Origin of the sequence: Cohnella sp. (assembly GCF_041640265.1) — a bacterium.
GTDB lineage: Bacteria > Bacillota > Bacilli > Paenibacillales > Paenibacillaceae > Cohnella.
Genome location: NZ_JBEQAP010000007.1, coordinates 64,494 through 80,375, shown reverse-complemented (window position 1 = coordinate 80,375; position 15,882 = coordinate 64,494). Strand labels below are relative to the sequence as shown.

Genomic DNA, 15,882 nt, shown 5'->3' with positions numbered 1-15,882 from the left:
CTTCATTCGGCTAATATTCTAAATCAAACTATTGCAGCATGTTTCCTGCGAAGGATCCGCGTCGCCTCTACCATGTTGCGCAAGGAATCGACCGTTTCTTCGAACCCGCGGGTTTTTAGTCCACAGTCCGGATTAATCCAGAATAGCTTAGGATCCAGCACGCGTAAGGCACGTTCGATCATACTCGTCATTTCCTCTACACGCGGAATTCTCGGACTATGGATATCGTATACTCCTAAACCGATGCCCAGTTTGTATGTGTTCAACTCGAAGCTATGAATCAGTTCGCCATGACTGCGAGACGTCTCGATCGAAATCACATCCGCATCCATTGCTTCAATTGAATCAATCATGTCATGGAACTCGCAATAACACATATGCGTATGAATTTGCGTTGTATCCTGTACCGTGCAGGTGGCCATGCGGAATGCTCTAACCGCCCACGCCAGGTATATTGCTTGTTCATCTTCTTTAAGCGGCAGCCCTTCTCGAACCGCAGGCTCGTCTACCTGTATCATGCCAATGCCGGCTTTCTCAAGCGCCTCCACTTCTTGTCTAAGCGCATAGGCCAGCTGGTAGGCAATTTGTTCGCGCGGGATGTCATCGCGGACGAACGACCAATTCATTATCGTAATCGGTCCGGTCAGCATTCCTTTAACGGGGCGTTCGGTCCGCGTCTGAGCATACTTAGTTTCTTCGACGGTCATCTCACTTGTGAAAGCTACATCCCCAAATATAATTGGCGGTTTAACACAGCGAGAACCGTACGACTGCACCCATCCGTTCTGCGTAAACGCAAAGCCCGCAAGCTTCTCGCCAAAGAACTCAACCATGTCGGTTCGCTCAAATTCTCCGTGCACGAGAACATCCAGACCTATATCCCCCTGCAGCTTGATCCAGATATCGATTTGTTCTCGGATAAAGTCAGCATACTGCTCATTGCACCATTCCCCCTTACGCCACAGTTGACGAGCCTTGCGCACCTCTGCGGATTGCGGGAAGCTGCCGATTGTCGTCGTCGGAAAAATCGGCAATTGCCATTTCTTCTGTTGAGCAATATGACGGTCAGAAAAAGGACGGCTACGCTCTAGGTGTTGTTCACTCATGGCTGCGACGGCACTCTGAACGTCGATGCGCTTCCGCTCCTCTGACTGCTTGAAAGCCTGAAGAGCGCGATCGTTTTCTTCTAATTCACCTGTAATTCCAGCTTTATCACGATTGACTGCTTTCGCTAGGAGGACAATCTCGTCAAGTTTTTCGTCCGCAAATGCGAGAGCATCCTTTAGCTCAGTTGCGAGCTTCGTCTCCTTTCCTACTGTTACCGGAACATGAAGTAAGCTGCACGAGGATTGGACGATTAGGCGCTCGGGTATTACAAATTCAGCGAGCTCCTCCAGGAGTGCCATTTTCTCGCGAAGCGGCGCCTTCCAGATGCCGCGGCCGTCTATGACACCTGCACCTAGAACCTTGTCTTTCGGAAAACCTAACTCTCTAATCGATGACAGATTACCGGACAATCCGTGCACGAAATCAAGCCCTATTCCTTTGACGGGCAGCGAGACAATGTCGCTGTAGTTCTCTATCGATTCAAAATAGGTTTGCAGCATGATGTTCAGGTTAGGCACAGACCCGGCCAACGTCTCATAGATTGTCTTCAGTCGCTGCACGCCAGCCACGCATAACTTCGTTACGAGAATCGGTTCGTCGATCTGTACCCATTGGGCTCCTTCTTCCGAAAGCTCTTGAAGGATCTGTACATAAAGCGGGAGCAATCGGTCGAGCCTGGTATCGATCTCCGAAGGGCTGTACCCTTTTGACAGCTTCAGGAACGTCAACGGCCCTAAGATAACCGGCTTTCCCTCAATACCGAGCTTTTCTTTAGCCTCCCGATAGGCTATTAAGGGTCTATTTTCGGTAAGAACCGGCGATGCCCCATCTAATTCAGGAACAATATAGTGATAATTGGTGTTAAACCACTTGGTCATTTCGCTTGCAGTAGCATCCTTCGTTCCTCGGGCAATATCATAATAAACAGACAGCGGCACGACGCCGCCCTTATAGGCAAAGCGTTTGGGAACAATACCGAACATTGTAGCCGTATCTAGTACATGATCGTAATAGCTGAAATCATTAACCGAGATGAAGTCGATGCCCTTCTCCTGCTGCTTGCGCAAATGATTCAGACGGATCTCCTGAAGCTGCCGGTGAAACTCTGATTCTTCAAGCTTACCTGACCAGAACGCTTCGAGCGCTTTCTTCCATTCTCGATCTAACCCAATTCGCGGATATCCCAACACACTGCTTTTTACCATCTTGTAAACTCCCCTGCGTAAAAAAATTTGTGGCATTCGGTTGTTTACAAGAAAGATACCATGGATCGTTCGATATAGTGTAAATCGATTAAACTATACCTAGTCATAGCCTGTCACTATAGCAAAGCTAATGTTAGGATATGACCTGTTTGAGCGCTTCTATATAGGCGACACCGAGCTTGGAAAGCGAAACATTGCGATGGGATATCCAACCGACTGTAATGATTTCCTCGCAATCCAAAGGTACCGGAATAATTTCATTGCCATTCAAATCGGCGCTTAGCACCCCTGTCGATATGGTATATCCGTTCAAACCAATCAGTAAATTAAAAAGCGTCGCCCGGTCATTCACACGAATACTTTTCCTGTGGGTCAACGTACTGAGAATCTCTTCTGAAAAATGAAAGGAATTATACTCCCCTTGATCAAAGGAAAGATACGGATAATGCTGAAGTTGCTCTATGGTCACGATGGATTGCTTTGCCAGAGGGTTCCTAATACTGATGAAAATATGCGGCTTCGCCATAAATAAGCTGTTGAATTGCAAATTTGCGGCCTTGAGCAATTTGTTGATGACTTTCCCATTAAATTCATTCAGATAGATGATTCCGATCTCGCTGCGTAAGCTTCTGACATCTTCGATAATTTCGTAGGTTTTGGTCTCGCGCAAAGCAAGCTCATATTCATCTTGGCCATACTCCTTGACCAGACTCACAAATGCATTCACGGCGAAAGCGTAATGCTGAGTGGATACCGAAAAATGCTGTGGCGAAGGCTTAGCGCCCATATATCGGCTTTCCAATAATTCGGCCTGCTCGACTACCTGTCGCGCATAACTTAAAAATTCAATACCCTCCTTGGAAAGTGAGATCCCTTTATTGGATCTTTCAAAAATGGTAATTTGCATTTCTTCTTCCAGATCCCTAATCGCATTTGAAAGGCTAGGCTGAGAAATAAACAACCGCTTGGCAGCCTCATTAATGGAACCCTGATTCGCGACCTCAATAACGTACTTCAATTGTTGTAGAGTCAATGAATTACTCCCCTTAAAGATTCACTTATTACTAGATTGATAGTAATCTTCTTTACATTATACATTTATAACGAGCCTTGCGGAGACATCGAACCCCTTAGTCCGCAATTCGTGATGCAATTCTGAGTGAATTAAGTGAACCTGTCTAAGATTGGGTTGATTCGGGTTAGCAGCCACCCTTGAGCGATGCTTGACGGTCTTGCCAAATGTGTGTCATCCTCTACGCCAAACCCTGTAAGGAGCGTAATGCTCTCCCGATTCATTTTGCTAAAAGAATGATTAGAACTCCGACTTACTGCTATTACAAATCTGTTATCTAATGTCATCATCAATAGCCTCCCCCTCCCTACAACATAATCAATTGATAAGTAAAATTTTACCACGCCACACGTGAAATTATTGAATACTGCCCGTTCAATAAAAAAACTACGACGGCACAATCAACGAACATAAATTTCTCGCTGTTCGCTCTCATTGTTGCATTTTGAGCCTGTCGATTAATTGTGGACAGTTTTAACGTGAACGTACACATGCAGAGAATGTATATGATTTTTCGCATACATTTACAGAATCCGGGCTCAAATCAAATTTTTTGTATGATATTTCGTATAGAATCGACTGATTCGATGTGTATGACGCTCATTTTGTATGATTTTTCGCATACATTTTGTGGTCTCCGTAGATTTCCGAAGTTATGAACTGTTAATCGACAGCCTCTTTTTGCGACAATGGTGGGACGACTATTAGTTTCGTCCTCGTACGAGGGTGATGCTTGAAATACAGATCAGCTATCATTAGGGAAATACTGTTAGAAGATTATGCCGTCGTCGAAAAAAAGAGGAGCTGCTGCGTAGCGAGCTCCTCCACTATAGTTTTTCGTTAGTTGAGTACAGAAAAACCTATTAGCTGGTCCAATGTTTCTATATCAGGTACCGCAAAAGGTTCGGTAAGGACGGGATGATACTCCCGGCAATGTATTGTAATCAGCCTGTTCGGGGGAGTGCGCGAAGGGACTTGAAAGAACAACAAGAAGCCGTTCCATCACGCTGTAGTCTTCTTGTTTCACCGCAGCTTCTAATGCCTCTTCTACCCGGTGGTTGCGAGGAATTAGTGCGGGATTGCTGCTGCGCATTAACTGATGCGAGGAAGCCGTTGGTTCCTGCTGCCTGCCTAGTCTCGCCTGCCACAGCTCATTCCACTGAACAAATTCCGAGCTGTCGAACAGTACCATGTCCTCCGGCTTATCAAAAGTTAATGCACGGAAGGTATTGGTGTAGTCCGCACGATACTTCTGCATCATACTGAGTAGACCTTTAATAAGGGATTTATCCTCTTCCTCTTCGTTAAAAATTCCCAGTTTTGCTCGCATTCCCGCGAGCCAATTCCGTTGAAACAACTCGGTAAAACCCGAAAGTGCATCCTCTGCCAGTTTGACTGCCTGTTCCTCGTCGACGTGCAGCAGCGGTAATAGGGTTTCTGCGAATCTCGCTAGATTCCAAACGGCAATATTCGGCTGATTGCCATAGGCATAGCGGCCTTGAGTGTCAATGGAACTGAATACCGTTGCGGGGTCATAGGCATCCATGAAGGCGCAAGGACCATAATCAATGGTTTCTCCGCTAATCGCCATGTTGTCGGTGTTCATCACCCCGTGAATAAAGCCAACGAGCTGCCATTTGGCAATCAGATCAGCCTGAAGCTTGATCACTTCCTGAAGCAGCAATAGATAGCGGTTCTCATCAGCATCAACTTCTGGAAAATGCCTTTGCAATGTGTAATCAGCCAGAGCCCGGAGATCCTCGTCAGTTCCCCATTGTGCAGCGTATTGAAAGGTACCGACGCGCAGATGGCTGGCAGCCACGCGAGTCAGAATTGCACCGGGCAGCTCGGTTTCGCGGATGACCGACTCACCGGTTGTTACCACAGCTAGGCTGCGGGTAGTGGCAATACCTAGCGCATGCATGGCTTCGCTGATGATGTATTCGCGCAGCATCGGCCCAAGCGCCGCCCGACCATCGCCTCCGCGGGAGTATGGCGTTCTGCCTGGACCCTTAAGCTGAATATCAACCCGCACACTCAGGGGAGTGATCTGTTCACCAAGCAGCAGAGCCCGGCCGTCCCCTAACCTGTTAAAATGTCCGAATTGATGCCCTGCATAAGCTTGCGCAAGAGGTAAAGCGCCTTTGGGAATTTGGTTGCCGGCAAGCACCGCTACGCCATCATTGCTTTGCAGTGCTTGGCCATTCAATCCTAGAGATGCTGCCAACGGACCATTAAGAATGATCAACTTCGGAGAGCGTACAGGGGTTGGGTCCTGCCTGGTAAAAAGGGATTCCGGCAGACGAGCATAACTGTTGTCGAAGTTCCATCCTGTAGCTATTATTGCTTTATTCTCTGTCATCGTATCTCCTTTTCCTTTTCTTAAGGTATTTTCTTGAATTCTTTCACCAGGTTTCATCGAGGTGTTGCGCATAATACATAATCCCTCGTTTGAAGTACTGAAGTTTTTCATCAGAGGTTGTCTCCATCAAATTGGTTAGAAGGAGTTCTACTGCTTCCTTGTCTTGCTTCGTATTATACAGGACTATCGCGAGAAACACTTGGAGAGCCCGATTATGAGGAAACTCTCTTACACCTCGCCTTAATGTTTCCTCCGCTTCCTGATAGTATCCGAGGTAACGATACGTACTTCCCAGGCCAAGTAAAGCTCTTTCATGATCTGGTCCGGAGAGTCCTAGTTCGAGGGTTCGCAGGTAGAAAGGAATTGCCTCTCGGCCTAATCCCAAATTGTCATAAGCCACTGCTATCTGAAAGTTGATCTCAGCGTCATCTGGATAGGCGGCGACCAAGTCGAAAAGGAGCTTTCGGGCAGCCTCCAGAATGACTTGGTCTTGCTTGGCCCGTCCTTCTTCTCGCAGTTGAATAGCTTCTGCTAATCTGAGCTTTATCATGGGCATACAGCTCCTATACGGCTTCTTATAGCTCTTTAAATCCAAAATGCTGTTTTGCTAGCTCACTGAATTTAGCGTTATCAATCTGTTCCTTTTTCGATTTTCCATTCACCCATTGTGTGAAAGAAGTATCGGTTAGCGTTACATTCCCATCGTTTGTAAGTTGGGTAATCAGCGGGGTTTTGTTAAATCGTGATTCCTTGTGCTGGGCGATGATGTCTTGGACTTCATTCAATTCTGATAAATTCTCTAATGGTCGTTTTGTATCAAAGGCATAGCCTATTTTCCAATCAATATCTTTATACTTTAATTTCATTTCAAGTATATAGTTTCCATAAACACTTTCGATTTCTTTGACTCGAAATTGTCCATTCATTGAGGAGGTAGTTTCCCCATTTAGCGGCACAGATTTTAAGGCTAGGTTTCCTCCAAATCCAGTATCAACCAAGTACGTTTGACCTTCGTGCCGCAGAACAATTGCTACATGAGTTCTCCCGAGTTTTGACCAGTCCTTCGTTTCATGATTGTATACTTCTCCGCGAACTAACACGGCACTAAACCCATTTTCAACTAAGAAAAAATAAAGCAGAGGATTCAATTGATAACATAACCCCCCTTCATTTTTTACGAGAAGTTTATTAATCAAATTCTCTTTAGTTATTGCTCTTGTTTTATTAGAGATGATGCTTAAATTTTCAAAAGGAAGAGTTGTTGCAGTTTTTTCAAGGATGTAATCTAAAGTTTCAAATGTAAGCTTTAGGCTCTCTGGAATGCCAATTCTTTTACGAAATAAACTATTCAACTCATTCATTATGAAGATTCCCTCCATGTTTCAACTATTGCCTTAACCCCATCATCAATTTGCTCCTTCTGCACGTTCTGAATCTGTATATGATTTATTATATAGCAATACTATTTATAATAAATCAGTATGAACTTTCTTTCCCTTGATAACGGAAAAATCCCTGACCGGATTTGCGTCCCAACCGTCCGGCTTTCACGTATTTACGCAGCAGCGGACACGGACGGTACTTCGGATCTTTGAAGCCTTCATAAAGAATTTCCATGATAGAAAGACAAGTATCCAATCCAATGAAATCAGCAAGTTCAAGCGGCCCCATGGGGTGATTCATTCCGAGCTTCATTACTTGATCTACCGCTTCTGCGCTAGCAACCCCTTCGTAAACGGTATAGATAGCCTCATTAATCATAGGCATTAGGATTCTGTTCGAGATGAAACCGGGAGAATCGTTTACCTCTACAGGAGTTTTGCCCATCTTCTCCGCAAGTAGGCGGATCTCATCGAACACCTCCTGAGACGTTTCCAAGCCGCGAATCACCTCAATCAGAGGCATTACCGGTACAGGGTTCATGAAATGCATCCCAATCACCTGCGAGGGTCGTCTAGTTGCTGACGCCAATTCGGTAATCGGAAGAGATGAAGTATTGGAGGCGAAAATCACTTTGGGCGGACAGATGTCGTCAAGTTTCCGGAACAGGGCGGATTTCAACTCCATATTTTCTGTGATCGCTTCAATTACGAGATTAGCCCTGTTCGCTTGCTCTAATTGCTCTGCTGGGCGGATTCGATTTAGGATCTCGGCCTTTCCTTCCTCCGTAAGCTTCCCTTTTACTACACCTCGAGATAGACTCTCCGTAATCGATGCAAGTCCTTTTCGAACGAACTCCGAGGACACATCGTGTAAGAGCACTTCGATTTCAGAAGCTGCGATCACCTGCGCGATACCGATACCCATTTGTCCTGTGCCTACGACCATAACGGTCTGAATGTTCATAAGATCCCTGCTTTCGATTGCTTAATCTTGGACACGTAAGAGAACGGCATCGCCCTGAGCGGATCCGGAGCAGATCGCCGCAATGCCATAACCTCCTCCAATTCTTCGCAGCTCATAGATTAAGGTTAATAGAATTCGCGCCCCGCTAGCGCCAATCGGATGGCCGAGCGCAATCGCTCCCCCATTTACGTTGACCTTCTCCTGATCCCAGCCCAATAACTTCCCGCTAGTCAGCGTTACGGCCGCGAATGCTTCGTTCACTTCAAACCTATCTATCTGTTCGAGGGAAAGTGAGGTTTGCCGCAGTAACTTCTGAATCGCCAATGCAGGCGTCGTCGCGATATATGGGGCTTTCTCCCCAACGGACGCGTGACCGACAATCGCCGCTAGCGGCCTTATTCCTTTAGACAGCGCCTTTTTTTTGGACATGACGATCATCGCGGCAGCACCATCGTTAACGCCAGGAGCGTTACCCGCAGTTATGGTACCATCCTTCGCGAATAAGGGTGGCAACGCAGCAAGCTTTACTAAGCTGGTGTCCGCGCGCGGGGCTTCGTCTTGGTCAACGGTTATAGTCCCCATCTTGCTGATAATAGAAAGTGGTACGATTTCTTCGGCCCAATAACCTTTATTTCTCGCATGAATTGCCCGTTGATGGCTACGCAGCGCCCATTCATCTTGAGCGCTGCGGGATATGCCGAACTCTTCGGCCACCCGGCTGCCATGCACGATCATATGCACTTTGTCGAACGGACATTCAAGGCCGTCATGTATCATCGAATCGACTAACCCTTGGTCCCCCATTCTGGCTCCCCAACGGGCGCTTGGCAATAGATACGGCGCGTTGCTCATGCTTTCCATGCCGCCTGCGGCGATGATGTCCGCATCTCCCGAACGAATAATTTGATCGGCCAGCGTAACGCTTCGCATGCCGGAAGCGCACACCTTGTTAATCGTCTCCGTCGTCACGTTCCAACCCAAGCCGGCATATCTGGCTGCCTGGCGGGATGGAATTTGTCCGGCGCCGCCTTGCAGGGCCATCCCCATGATCACAGCTTCAATATCGCCAAGTTTAAGAGAAGATCGATCTATCGCTCCTTTGAGCGCGGTTCCGCCGAGCATGACAGCCTCAGCTTCTTTCAAAGCGCCTCCAAATTTGCCGAACGGAGTTCGCGCTCCACCGACAATAACACTCTCCCTCATGGAATCAACCCCCACGCAGCTAGTCAAATTAAGCTTAGTAAATGATGGTATCTTGATCGTATCGCTCCAAATATTGCTTTACCCGGCGCATAAAATGCCCGCAAATCACGCCATCAAGTATACGATGATCAAGCGAAAGGCAGAGATTGGCCATGGAACGGATCGCAATCATGTCCCGCTGAATCACGACGGGTTTGCGGACAATCGCTTCAAAGGTGATGATCGCCGCCTGCGGAAAATTAATAAGGGGAAAGGATTGCAAGGAGCCGAAAGCCCCTGTGTTGTTAAAGGTAAAGGTACCCCCTTGCATATCGGAAACCGTTAATTTACCGCTCCTAGCCCGTTTGACCAAGCCGTCTAGTTCGATAGCCAGACCGCCAATCGTCTTTCGGTCCGCGTTACGAATGACGGGTGTGATTACGGATTCCTCAGAGCCTATTGCAATGGAAACGTGTATTTCTTTCTTGATAATGATATTGTCCGAAGCCCATGTGGAATTGAGAATCGGATAATCCTTAATGGCATTAACGACTGCTTTCAACACGAAAGGAGTCACTGTTAGCCGTATCCCTTCCTTCTCTACGAAATGGTCTTTCCACCTTTGTTGCAGGTCGACAAGATGAGTCACATCCGCCTCGATTGTTAACCATGCATGAGGAATTTCTGATACGCTTTGATGCATCCGGGAAGCGATCAGCTTTCTTATAGGGGTGACGGGGAGGATTTGATCGTTTGGAACCCGGTCGCTTGCTGGCTCTTTGCGCTCTGGAGCTGCTGGGGAAATGCCAGTTTCTTTAAAGCCAGCGGCAGTAACCTCGTTCTTGTCGATGCTGTTTACCGGAGGAGCCGCGGTTTGTGTGTTCATTCCGTCCCGAACATAAGCGAGGACATCCTTCCGATTAATTCTGCCGCCAAGCGAGGTGCCTTTGACCTTCCGCAAATCGATCCGATGCTCATCGGCAAGACGCATAACGGCGGGAGAATAACGGGTGCTCAGATCAATTTCTTCGTGCGAGACACTCGGCGTCTGATCATTAGGCTCCCTAATGAGGCAGATGGGAACGCCAACGTCGGCGGTTTCCCCATCCTGAACCAAGATGCGGATCAGCGTTCCTTCTATGGGCGAAGGCATTTCCACGTTTACTTTATCCGTATTCAGCTCGCATAGGACCTCGTATTCCTTCACGTAATCCCCCGGCTCCTTCAGCCATCTGCCAAGGGTCGCCGAAACAAGGCTCTCGGCAAGATGCGGAATCGTAACCTCGCAAACACGCTCCTCCTCGTTGTGCATCTTTACAATCCCCCCCCAGACCGAAATCGAAGCTAGCGATTCGAAAGTTCATTTTACATTTCTGCTAGGCGGCGCATCGCTTCTTTCAAGGTATCTGCATTGGGCAGGAAAAACTTCTCGAGAGTAGGCGCCATTCCTACGGCAGGAACATCGGGCGGACAAAAACGCAGGATGGGAGCATCCAATTGATACAGCAAATGTTCGGCAATGATGGCGGCGATTTCTGCACCGATTCCCCCTGTTTTGTTATCCTCATGCACAATTAAGATTCTGCCTGTTTTCGCGGCAGCCTCGAAAATAGCGGATTGATCAAGCGGATGCAGAGTACGCAAATCTAGTACATGTACGCTAATCCCATCCTTCTCCAACTGATCCGCAGCTTTAAGCGCAAGATGAACCGACATACCGTAAGCTATGACGGTGATATCGTCTCCTTCTCGCTTGACGGCCGCTTTGCCGATGGGAACCGTATAATCCTCTTCCGGCACATCATCGGAAATATACAGATAACATTTTTTATGCTCGAAATAGAGAACGGGATCATCATCTCGTACAGCCGCTTTCAACAGGCCTTTGGCATCATAAGCGGTAGACGGGGCTACGATCTTAAGGCCCGGCGTACCGAAGAATACCGATTCGGGGCACTGCGAATGATAGAGTCCGCCACCGCCCGTCGCTCCGTAAGGAAGGCGGATCACGATGGGACAAAACCAATCGTTGTTCGAGCGATAACGGATTTTCGCCGCTTCGCTGATGATTTGATTGGCAGCGGGGAAGATAAAATCGGCAAACTGGATTTCGGCGATCGGCCTCATACCCACCATGGCCGCTCCAATGGCAACGCCGACAATCGCAGATTCGGCCAGCGGCGTATCGAGCACCCTCCGTTCGCCGAATCGATCCCGCATTCCTTTGGTCGCATTTAATACGCCGCCTTTACCGATATCCTCACCAAGAACAAAGACGTTTTCATCGCGTTGCATTTCCTCGCTCATCCCGGCTCGGATTGCTTCCAAATAGGTTAGGATAGCCATCATGCACCACCTTCCTCACCGTACACATGCCGCAGTGTGCTCTCGGGCTCCGGGTAGGGGGCTTTGTCGGCATATTTGGCTGCTTCGTTCACTTCTCTCATGACGTTCTCGTTCACCAATCGGTAGAGCTCTTCGTTCAGAACGCCGCATTCGAACAAATAACGGCGGAAGCTCTCTATTCCGTCCTGCTCCTTATGGTATTCCACCTCATCTCTCGTCCGGTACTGCATGTCGTCATCCGCGGTGGAATGCGGCGGTATGCGGTACATCATCGCTTCGATTAAAGTCGGCCCCGCACCGCGAAGGGCTCTAGTTCTCGCCTCTTTGACTGCGCTATACACCTCGAGGGCATCATTGCCGTCTACGCGGACTCCAGGAAACCCGTATCCGGCCGCGCGGTCGACAATCCGCCCCGCCACTTGCCGATGAGCCGGAATGGAAATCGCATATTGGTTATTCTCGCACATGAAGATGACGGGCAGCTTGAATACCCCGGCAAAATTAAAGCCTTCGTGCACGTCGCCTTGATTGCTTGATCCTTCCCCGAAGGTGACGAACGCGACGCGCTCCTCTTGCTTCATTATCACCGCCAAGGCAATGCCTACGGCATGCGGAACTTGGGTGGAAACGGGACTCGAGCCCGTTACGATATGATGCTTGCGGTATCCGAAATGCCCGGGCATCTGCCTGCCGCCGTTGATGTCCTCCGCTTTTAAGAACGTAGCGAGCATCAGCTCTCGAACTGTCATTCCAACGGAGAGAACCAATGCGTAATCACGATAATAAGGGAGGAAGTAGTCATGCTGCTTTTCCAATGCGAATGCCGCGGCCACCTGCGCGGTTTCTTGGCCTATGCTGGAGATGTGAAAAGCGGTTTTTCCCGAGCGTTGAATAAGCGTGGCGCGCTCGTCGAATTTTCTCGCCGTCAGCATAAGAGTGTACATGCTCAAAACTTGCCCGTCCGTTAAACCAAGCTGCTGGTGCTTGGCAAGCTGCGGAGTCGACAAAGGAAACCCTCCTCCTTTCAGACTACATATTCCTGCGATATTGTCCGCCGACCGCATAGAGGGCTTGAGTGATTTGTCCTAGGCTCGCTACCTTGACCGTCTCCATCAGCTCGGCAAAGATATTGCCGCCTTCCAAGGCGATCTTCTGCAATCTAGTTAGGGCAGCATGTGCCTCCGCTTGGTTCCGCCTATGGAAATCTCTCAGATTCGTCAGCTGCTGCTCCTTCTCTTGGAGAGTTGACCGGGCAAGAGGAATACTCAACTCATCTCCGGCAAGCGGATTTGGATTGCGAAACGTGTTCACGCCGATAATAGGCAGCTCTCCGCTATGCTTTTTCGTTTCATACAACATGGATTCTTCTTGGATTTTACCCCGTTGGTACTGGGATTCCATCGCGCCCAGCACTCCGCCCCTGTCATTTAAACGCTCCAGCTCCTGCAGAACCGCCTCCTCCACTAATTCGGTCAGTTCGTCAATCACGAATGAACCCTGCAGCATGTTCTCGCTCGTCACCAGACCAAGCTCCTTCGTGATGATCAATTGAATGGCCATCGCCCTGCGTACCGATTCCTCCGTCGGAGTCGTGATCGCTTCGTCGTAAGAATTCGTATGAAGCGAGTTGCAATTGTCTAGAATCGCCATGAGCGCCTGCAGCGTCGTTCGGATATCGTTAAAATCGATTTCCTGCGCATGCAGTGAGCGTCCGGACGTTTGGATATGATACTTCAGCTTTTGGCTGCGCTCATTGGCCTTGTATTTGAGCTTCATGACCGTTGCCCATATTCTCCGGGCAACACGCCCGATAACGGTGTACTCCGGATCAAGCCCGTTGCTGAAGAAGAACGATAAATTTGGGGCGAACTCATCGATGTTCATGCCCCGTGACAAGTAATATTCGATGTAGGTAAACCCGTTGGCCAGCGTAAACGCCAGCTGCGAGATTGGATTCGCGCCGGCCTCGGCGATATGGTAACCCGAGATGGACACCGAATAGTAATGGCGGACGTCATGGTCGATAAAATATTGCTGAATGTCGCCCATCATGCGAAGCGCAAACTCCGTGGAAAAAATACAGGTGTTCTGCCCCTGATCTTCCTTCAAAATGTCGGCTTGAACGGTTCCCCTCACCGTTCCGAGCGTTTCTTTGCGAATACGCTCGGATTCCTCCGTCGTAGGCGCGCTCTTATGTCCCTGACAGAACCGTTCCATTTGAAAATTAATCGCGGTATTCATATACATCGCGAGCAGAACCGGAGCGGGACCGTTGATGGTCATGGATACCGACGTCATCGGGTGGCAGAGATCAAAGCCTGCGTACAGCTTCTTCATATCGTCCAAAGTACAAATGCTGACGCCGCTTTCGCCGATTTTACCGTAGATGTCGGGCCTCTCGTCGGGGTTTTCCCCGTACAAGGTTACGGAATCGAACGCGGTGCTCAGACGTTTGGCCATGTCGTTCTGCGACAAAAAGTGAAAACGCAGGTTGGTTCGCTCCGGCGTTCCTTCCCCGGCGAACTGGCGCTTCGGGTCTTCCTCCTTGCGTTTGAAGGGAAAGGCACCCGCCGTATAAGGAAACTCCCCCGGAACATTTTCGCGGTACATCCAGCGTACAAGATCGCCCCAGTCGTGGAATTTGGGCAAGCTCACTTTGGGGATATTTAGACCCGACAAGCTTTGGGTCGTAAGCTCCGTCGCAATTTCTTTGTCCCGAACCCGGGTAACAAAGGTGTTTCCGGTATAGCTGCGCCGCAGCTCCGGCCATCTTGCGAGCAGGTCCCGCGTCGTCTTCTGCATACGGTTCTCAACCATTTCCTTAAGCCGTTCCAGCGACGAAAGGCTTTCAACCGAACCTTGCTCCTCTCGCAGCGCTTGGATAGTTCCTTCTATTCGGTAGCAGGCGCTGGCCAACTCGGCTTCGCTTTCAACGAAAGATCGATAGCTCCTGACCGTATTTGCGATCTCGCCCAAATAGCGGGTGCGGTCATTCGGAATAATCACATGATTGTTAGCGCTAAGGACGGAAGAATAGTCGGGGAGCGGCCACTGCAGCGAGAGTTTGCGATTCATGATTTCGATAAGTGCCGCGAACAACGCATTTACTCCGGCATCGTTGAACTGGCTGGCCATCGTTCCATAAACAGGCATCGTTTCAAAAGGGATATCGAATAAGCCGTGATTTCTTTGAACTTGTTTTTTCACGTCGCGAAGGGCGTCCTCCGAGCCTCTACGCTCGAACTTATTGATCGCGATTAGATCGGCATAATCGATCATATCGATTTTCTCCAGTTGGGAAGGCGCGCCGAACTCGCTTGTCATCACATAAACGGATACGTCGGCGATTTCCGTAATCTGGTGATCTCCTTGCCCGATCCCGCTCGTTTCCACCAAGATCAAATCAAAGCGTGCCGCCGTAAGTACGGCGATCACTTGGCTAATCGCGTTCGACAGCTCATGACCCGAGCCTCTAGTTCCCATACTTCGCATATACACCCGGTCGGAGTGAACGGCGTTCATTCTCATCCGGTCCCCGAGCAGGGCGCCGCCGGTCCGCTCTCTGGTCGGATCGACCGATAGGATGGCCATCGTCTTGTTAGGATAGTGCCGAAGGAAGCGCCGAACCCATTCGTCGGCGAGGGTGCTTTTGCCGGCTCCTCCGGTACCGGTAAGCCCGATGATCGGACAGTCTGCCCTATTGGTTTCTGCGAATACAATCTGGCCCGTGTTTTCGGCAATCGTAATACATTTTGCAATATACCGTTGCTCCCTGCTAATTGCTGTATTAAAGTCTGGAACAAAGCCGGAAACCGTAGAGAAATCACACTCTTGCATCATGATGTCGATCATACCCTGAAGGCCGAACTCCCTTCCGTCTTCTGGCGAGAAGATACGGGCAACACCGTAATCCTGCAGACATGCGATTTCCGAGGGAAGGATCACTCCGCCTCCGCCGCCGTATACACGGATATCAGAAGCCCCTTTCTCCTTTAATAAATCGATCATATATTTAAAATATTCGACATGCCCGCCTTGATAGGAAGAAACGGCGATGCCCTGCACATCTTCTTGAATGGCGGCTTGAACGACCTCATCTACCGAACGGTTATGTCCGAGATGAACGACTTCCGCCCCGCTCGCCTGAAGGATCCGCCGCATAATGTTGATCGAGACATCGTGGCCGTCGAACAAGGCGGATGCAGTGATGAACCTCACTTTGTGCTTCGAACGCACCTTCGTATCCGTTCCCACGTTAGCCC

11 protein-coding genes are annotated in these 15,882 nt (G+C 49.1%); all 11 read right to left on the bottom strand.

All coding sequences use genetic code 11. The annotated features are described in order from the left end of the window. Positions 1 to 23: 23 nt before the first annotated feature. On the bottom strand, positions 24 to 2,312 hold the full coding sequence (gene metE / locus ACESLK_RS07700) for a 5-methyltetrahydropteroyltriglutamate--homocysteine S-methyltransferase (protein WP_373228616.1): 2,289 nt from the start codon (positions 2,310 to 2,312) through the stop codon (positions 24 to 26). A gap of 133 nt (positions 2,313 to 2,445) precedes the next feature. Further along, positions 2,446 to 3,345, bottom strand: a complete 900-nt coding sequence (locus ACESLK_RS07695; protein ID WP_373228615.1) for a LysR family transcriptional regulator — start codon at positions 3,343 to 3,345, stop codon at positions 2,446 to 2,448. A 925-nt stretch (positions 3,346 to 4,270) separates the two neighbouring features. Then, positions 4,271 to 5,746 (bottom strand): protein adenylyltransferase SelO, encoded by a 1,476-nt coding sequence (locus ACESLK_RS07690; protein ID WP_373228614.1) that lies wholly within the window; start codon positions 5,744 to 5,746, stop codon positions 4,271 to 4,273. 43 nt (positions 5,747 to 5,789) lie between these two features. Next, positions 5,790 to 6,296, bottom strand: coding sequence for a tetratricopeptide repeat protein (locus ACESLK_RS07685; RefSeq protein ID WP_373228613.1), 507 nt, complete (start codon positions 6,294 to 6,296; stop codon positions 5,790 to 5,792). A 25-nt stretch (positions 6,297 to 6,321) separates the two neighbouring features. After that, positions 6,322 to 7,107, bottom strand: coding sequence for an arylamine N-acetyltransferase family protein (locus ACESLK_RS07680; RefSeq protein ID WP_373228612.1), 786 nt, complete (start codon positions 7,105 to 7,107; stop codon positions 6,322 to 6,324). Between the two features lie 115 nt (positions 7,108 to 7,222). Beyond that, positions 7,223 to 8,092 carry a 3-hydroxybutyryl-CoA dehydrogenase gene (locus ACESLK_RS07675; protein WP_373228611.1) on the bottom strand — a complete coding sequence of 290 codons (870 nt, stop codon included), beginning with the start codon at positions 8,090 to 8,092 and terminating at the stop codon, positions 7,223 to 7,225. Positions 8,093 to 8,113: 21 nt separating this feature from the next. Then, complete coding sequence (locus ACESLK_RS07670) at positions 8,114 to 9,295, bottom strand: acetyl-CoA C-acetyltransferase (RefSeq protein ID WP_373228610.1); 1,182 nt, start codon at positions 9,293 to 9,295, stop codon at positions 8,114 to 8,116. Positions 9,296 to 9,329: 34 nt separating this feature from the next. Beyond that, positions 9,330 to 10,586, bottom strand: a complete 1,257-nt coding sequence (locus ACESLK_RS07665) for a dihydrolipoamide acetyltransferase family protein (protein WP_373228609.1) — start codon at positions 10,584 to 10,586, stop codon at positions 9,330 to 9,332. A gap of 53 nt (positions 10,587 to 10,639) precedes the next feature. Next, positions 10,640 to 11,620, bottom strand: coding sequence for an alpha-ketoacid dehydrogenase subunit beta (locus ACESLK_RS07660; protein ID WP_373228754.1), 981 nt, complete (start codon positions 11,618 to 11,620; stop codon positions 10,640 to 10,642). Then, a complete protein-coding gene (locus ACESLK_RS07655) occupies positions 11,620 to 12,627 on the bottom strand; it encodes a thiamine pyrophosphate-dependent dehydrogenase E1 component subunit alpha (RefSeq protein ID WP_373228608.1) in 1,008 nt (335 codons plus the stop codon). Before ACESLK_RS07655 ends, ACESLK_RS07660 begins: the two co-directional genes overlap by 1 nt. A gap of 22 nt (positions 12,628 to 12,649) precedes the next feature. Beyond that, positions 12,650 to 15,874 carry a fused isobutyryl-CoA mutase/GTPase IcmF gene (icmF, locus tag ACESLK_RS07650; RefSeq protein WP_373228607.1) on the bottom strand — a complete coding sequence of 1,075 codons (3,225 nt, stop codon included), beginning with the start codon at positions 15,872 to 15,874 and terminating at the stop codon, positions 12,650 to 12,652. Positions 15,875 to 15,882: the final 8 nt, after the last annotated feature.

Bases quoted from the DNA above. Each gene is read 5' to 3' on its own strand.
- ACESLK_RS07670 (WP_373228610.1), bottom strand. From the start codon at position 9,295: ATGAGGGAGAGTGTTATTGTCGGTGGAGCGCGAACTCCGTTCGGCAAA.
- ACESLK_RS07690 (WP_373228614.1), bottom strand. From the start codon at position 5,746: ATGACAGAGAATAAAGCAATAATAGCTACAGGATGGAACTTCGACAAC.
- ACESLK_RS07685 (WP_373228613.1), bottom strand. From the start codon at position 6,296: ATGATAAAGCTCAGATTAGCAGAAGCTATTCAACTGCGAGAAGAAGGA.
- ACESLK_RS07675 (WP_373228611.1), bottom strand. From the start codon at position 8,092: ATGAACATTCAGACCGTTATGGTCGTAGGCACAGGACAAATGGGTATC.
- ACESLK_RS07680 (WP_373228612.1), bottom strand. From the start codon at position 7,107: ATGAATGAGTTGAATAGTTTATTTCGTAAAAGAATTGGCATTCCAGAG.
- ACESLK_RS07660 (WP_373228754.1), bottom strand. From the start codon at position 11,620: ATGGCTATCCTAACCTATTTGGAAGCAATCCGAGCCGGGATGAGCGAG.
- ACESLK_RS07665 (WP_373228609.1), bottom strand. From the start codon at position 10,586: ATGCACAACGAGGAGGAGCGTGTTTGCGAGGTTACGATTCCGCATCTT.
- metE (WP_373228616.1), bottom strand. From the start codon at position 2,312: ATGGTAAAAAGCAGTGTGTTGGGATATCCGCGAATTGGGTTAGATCGA.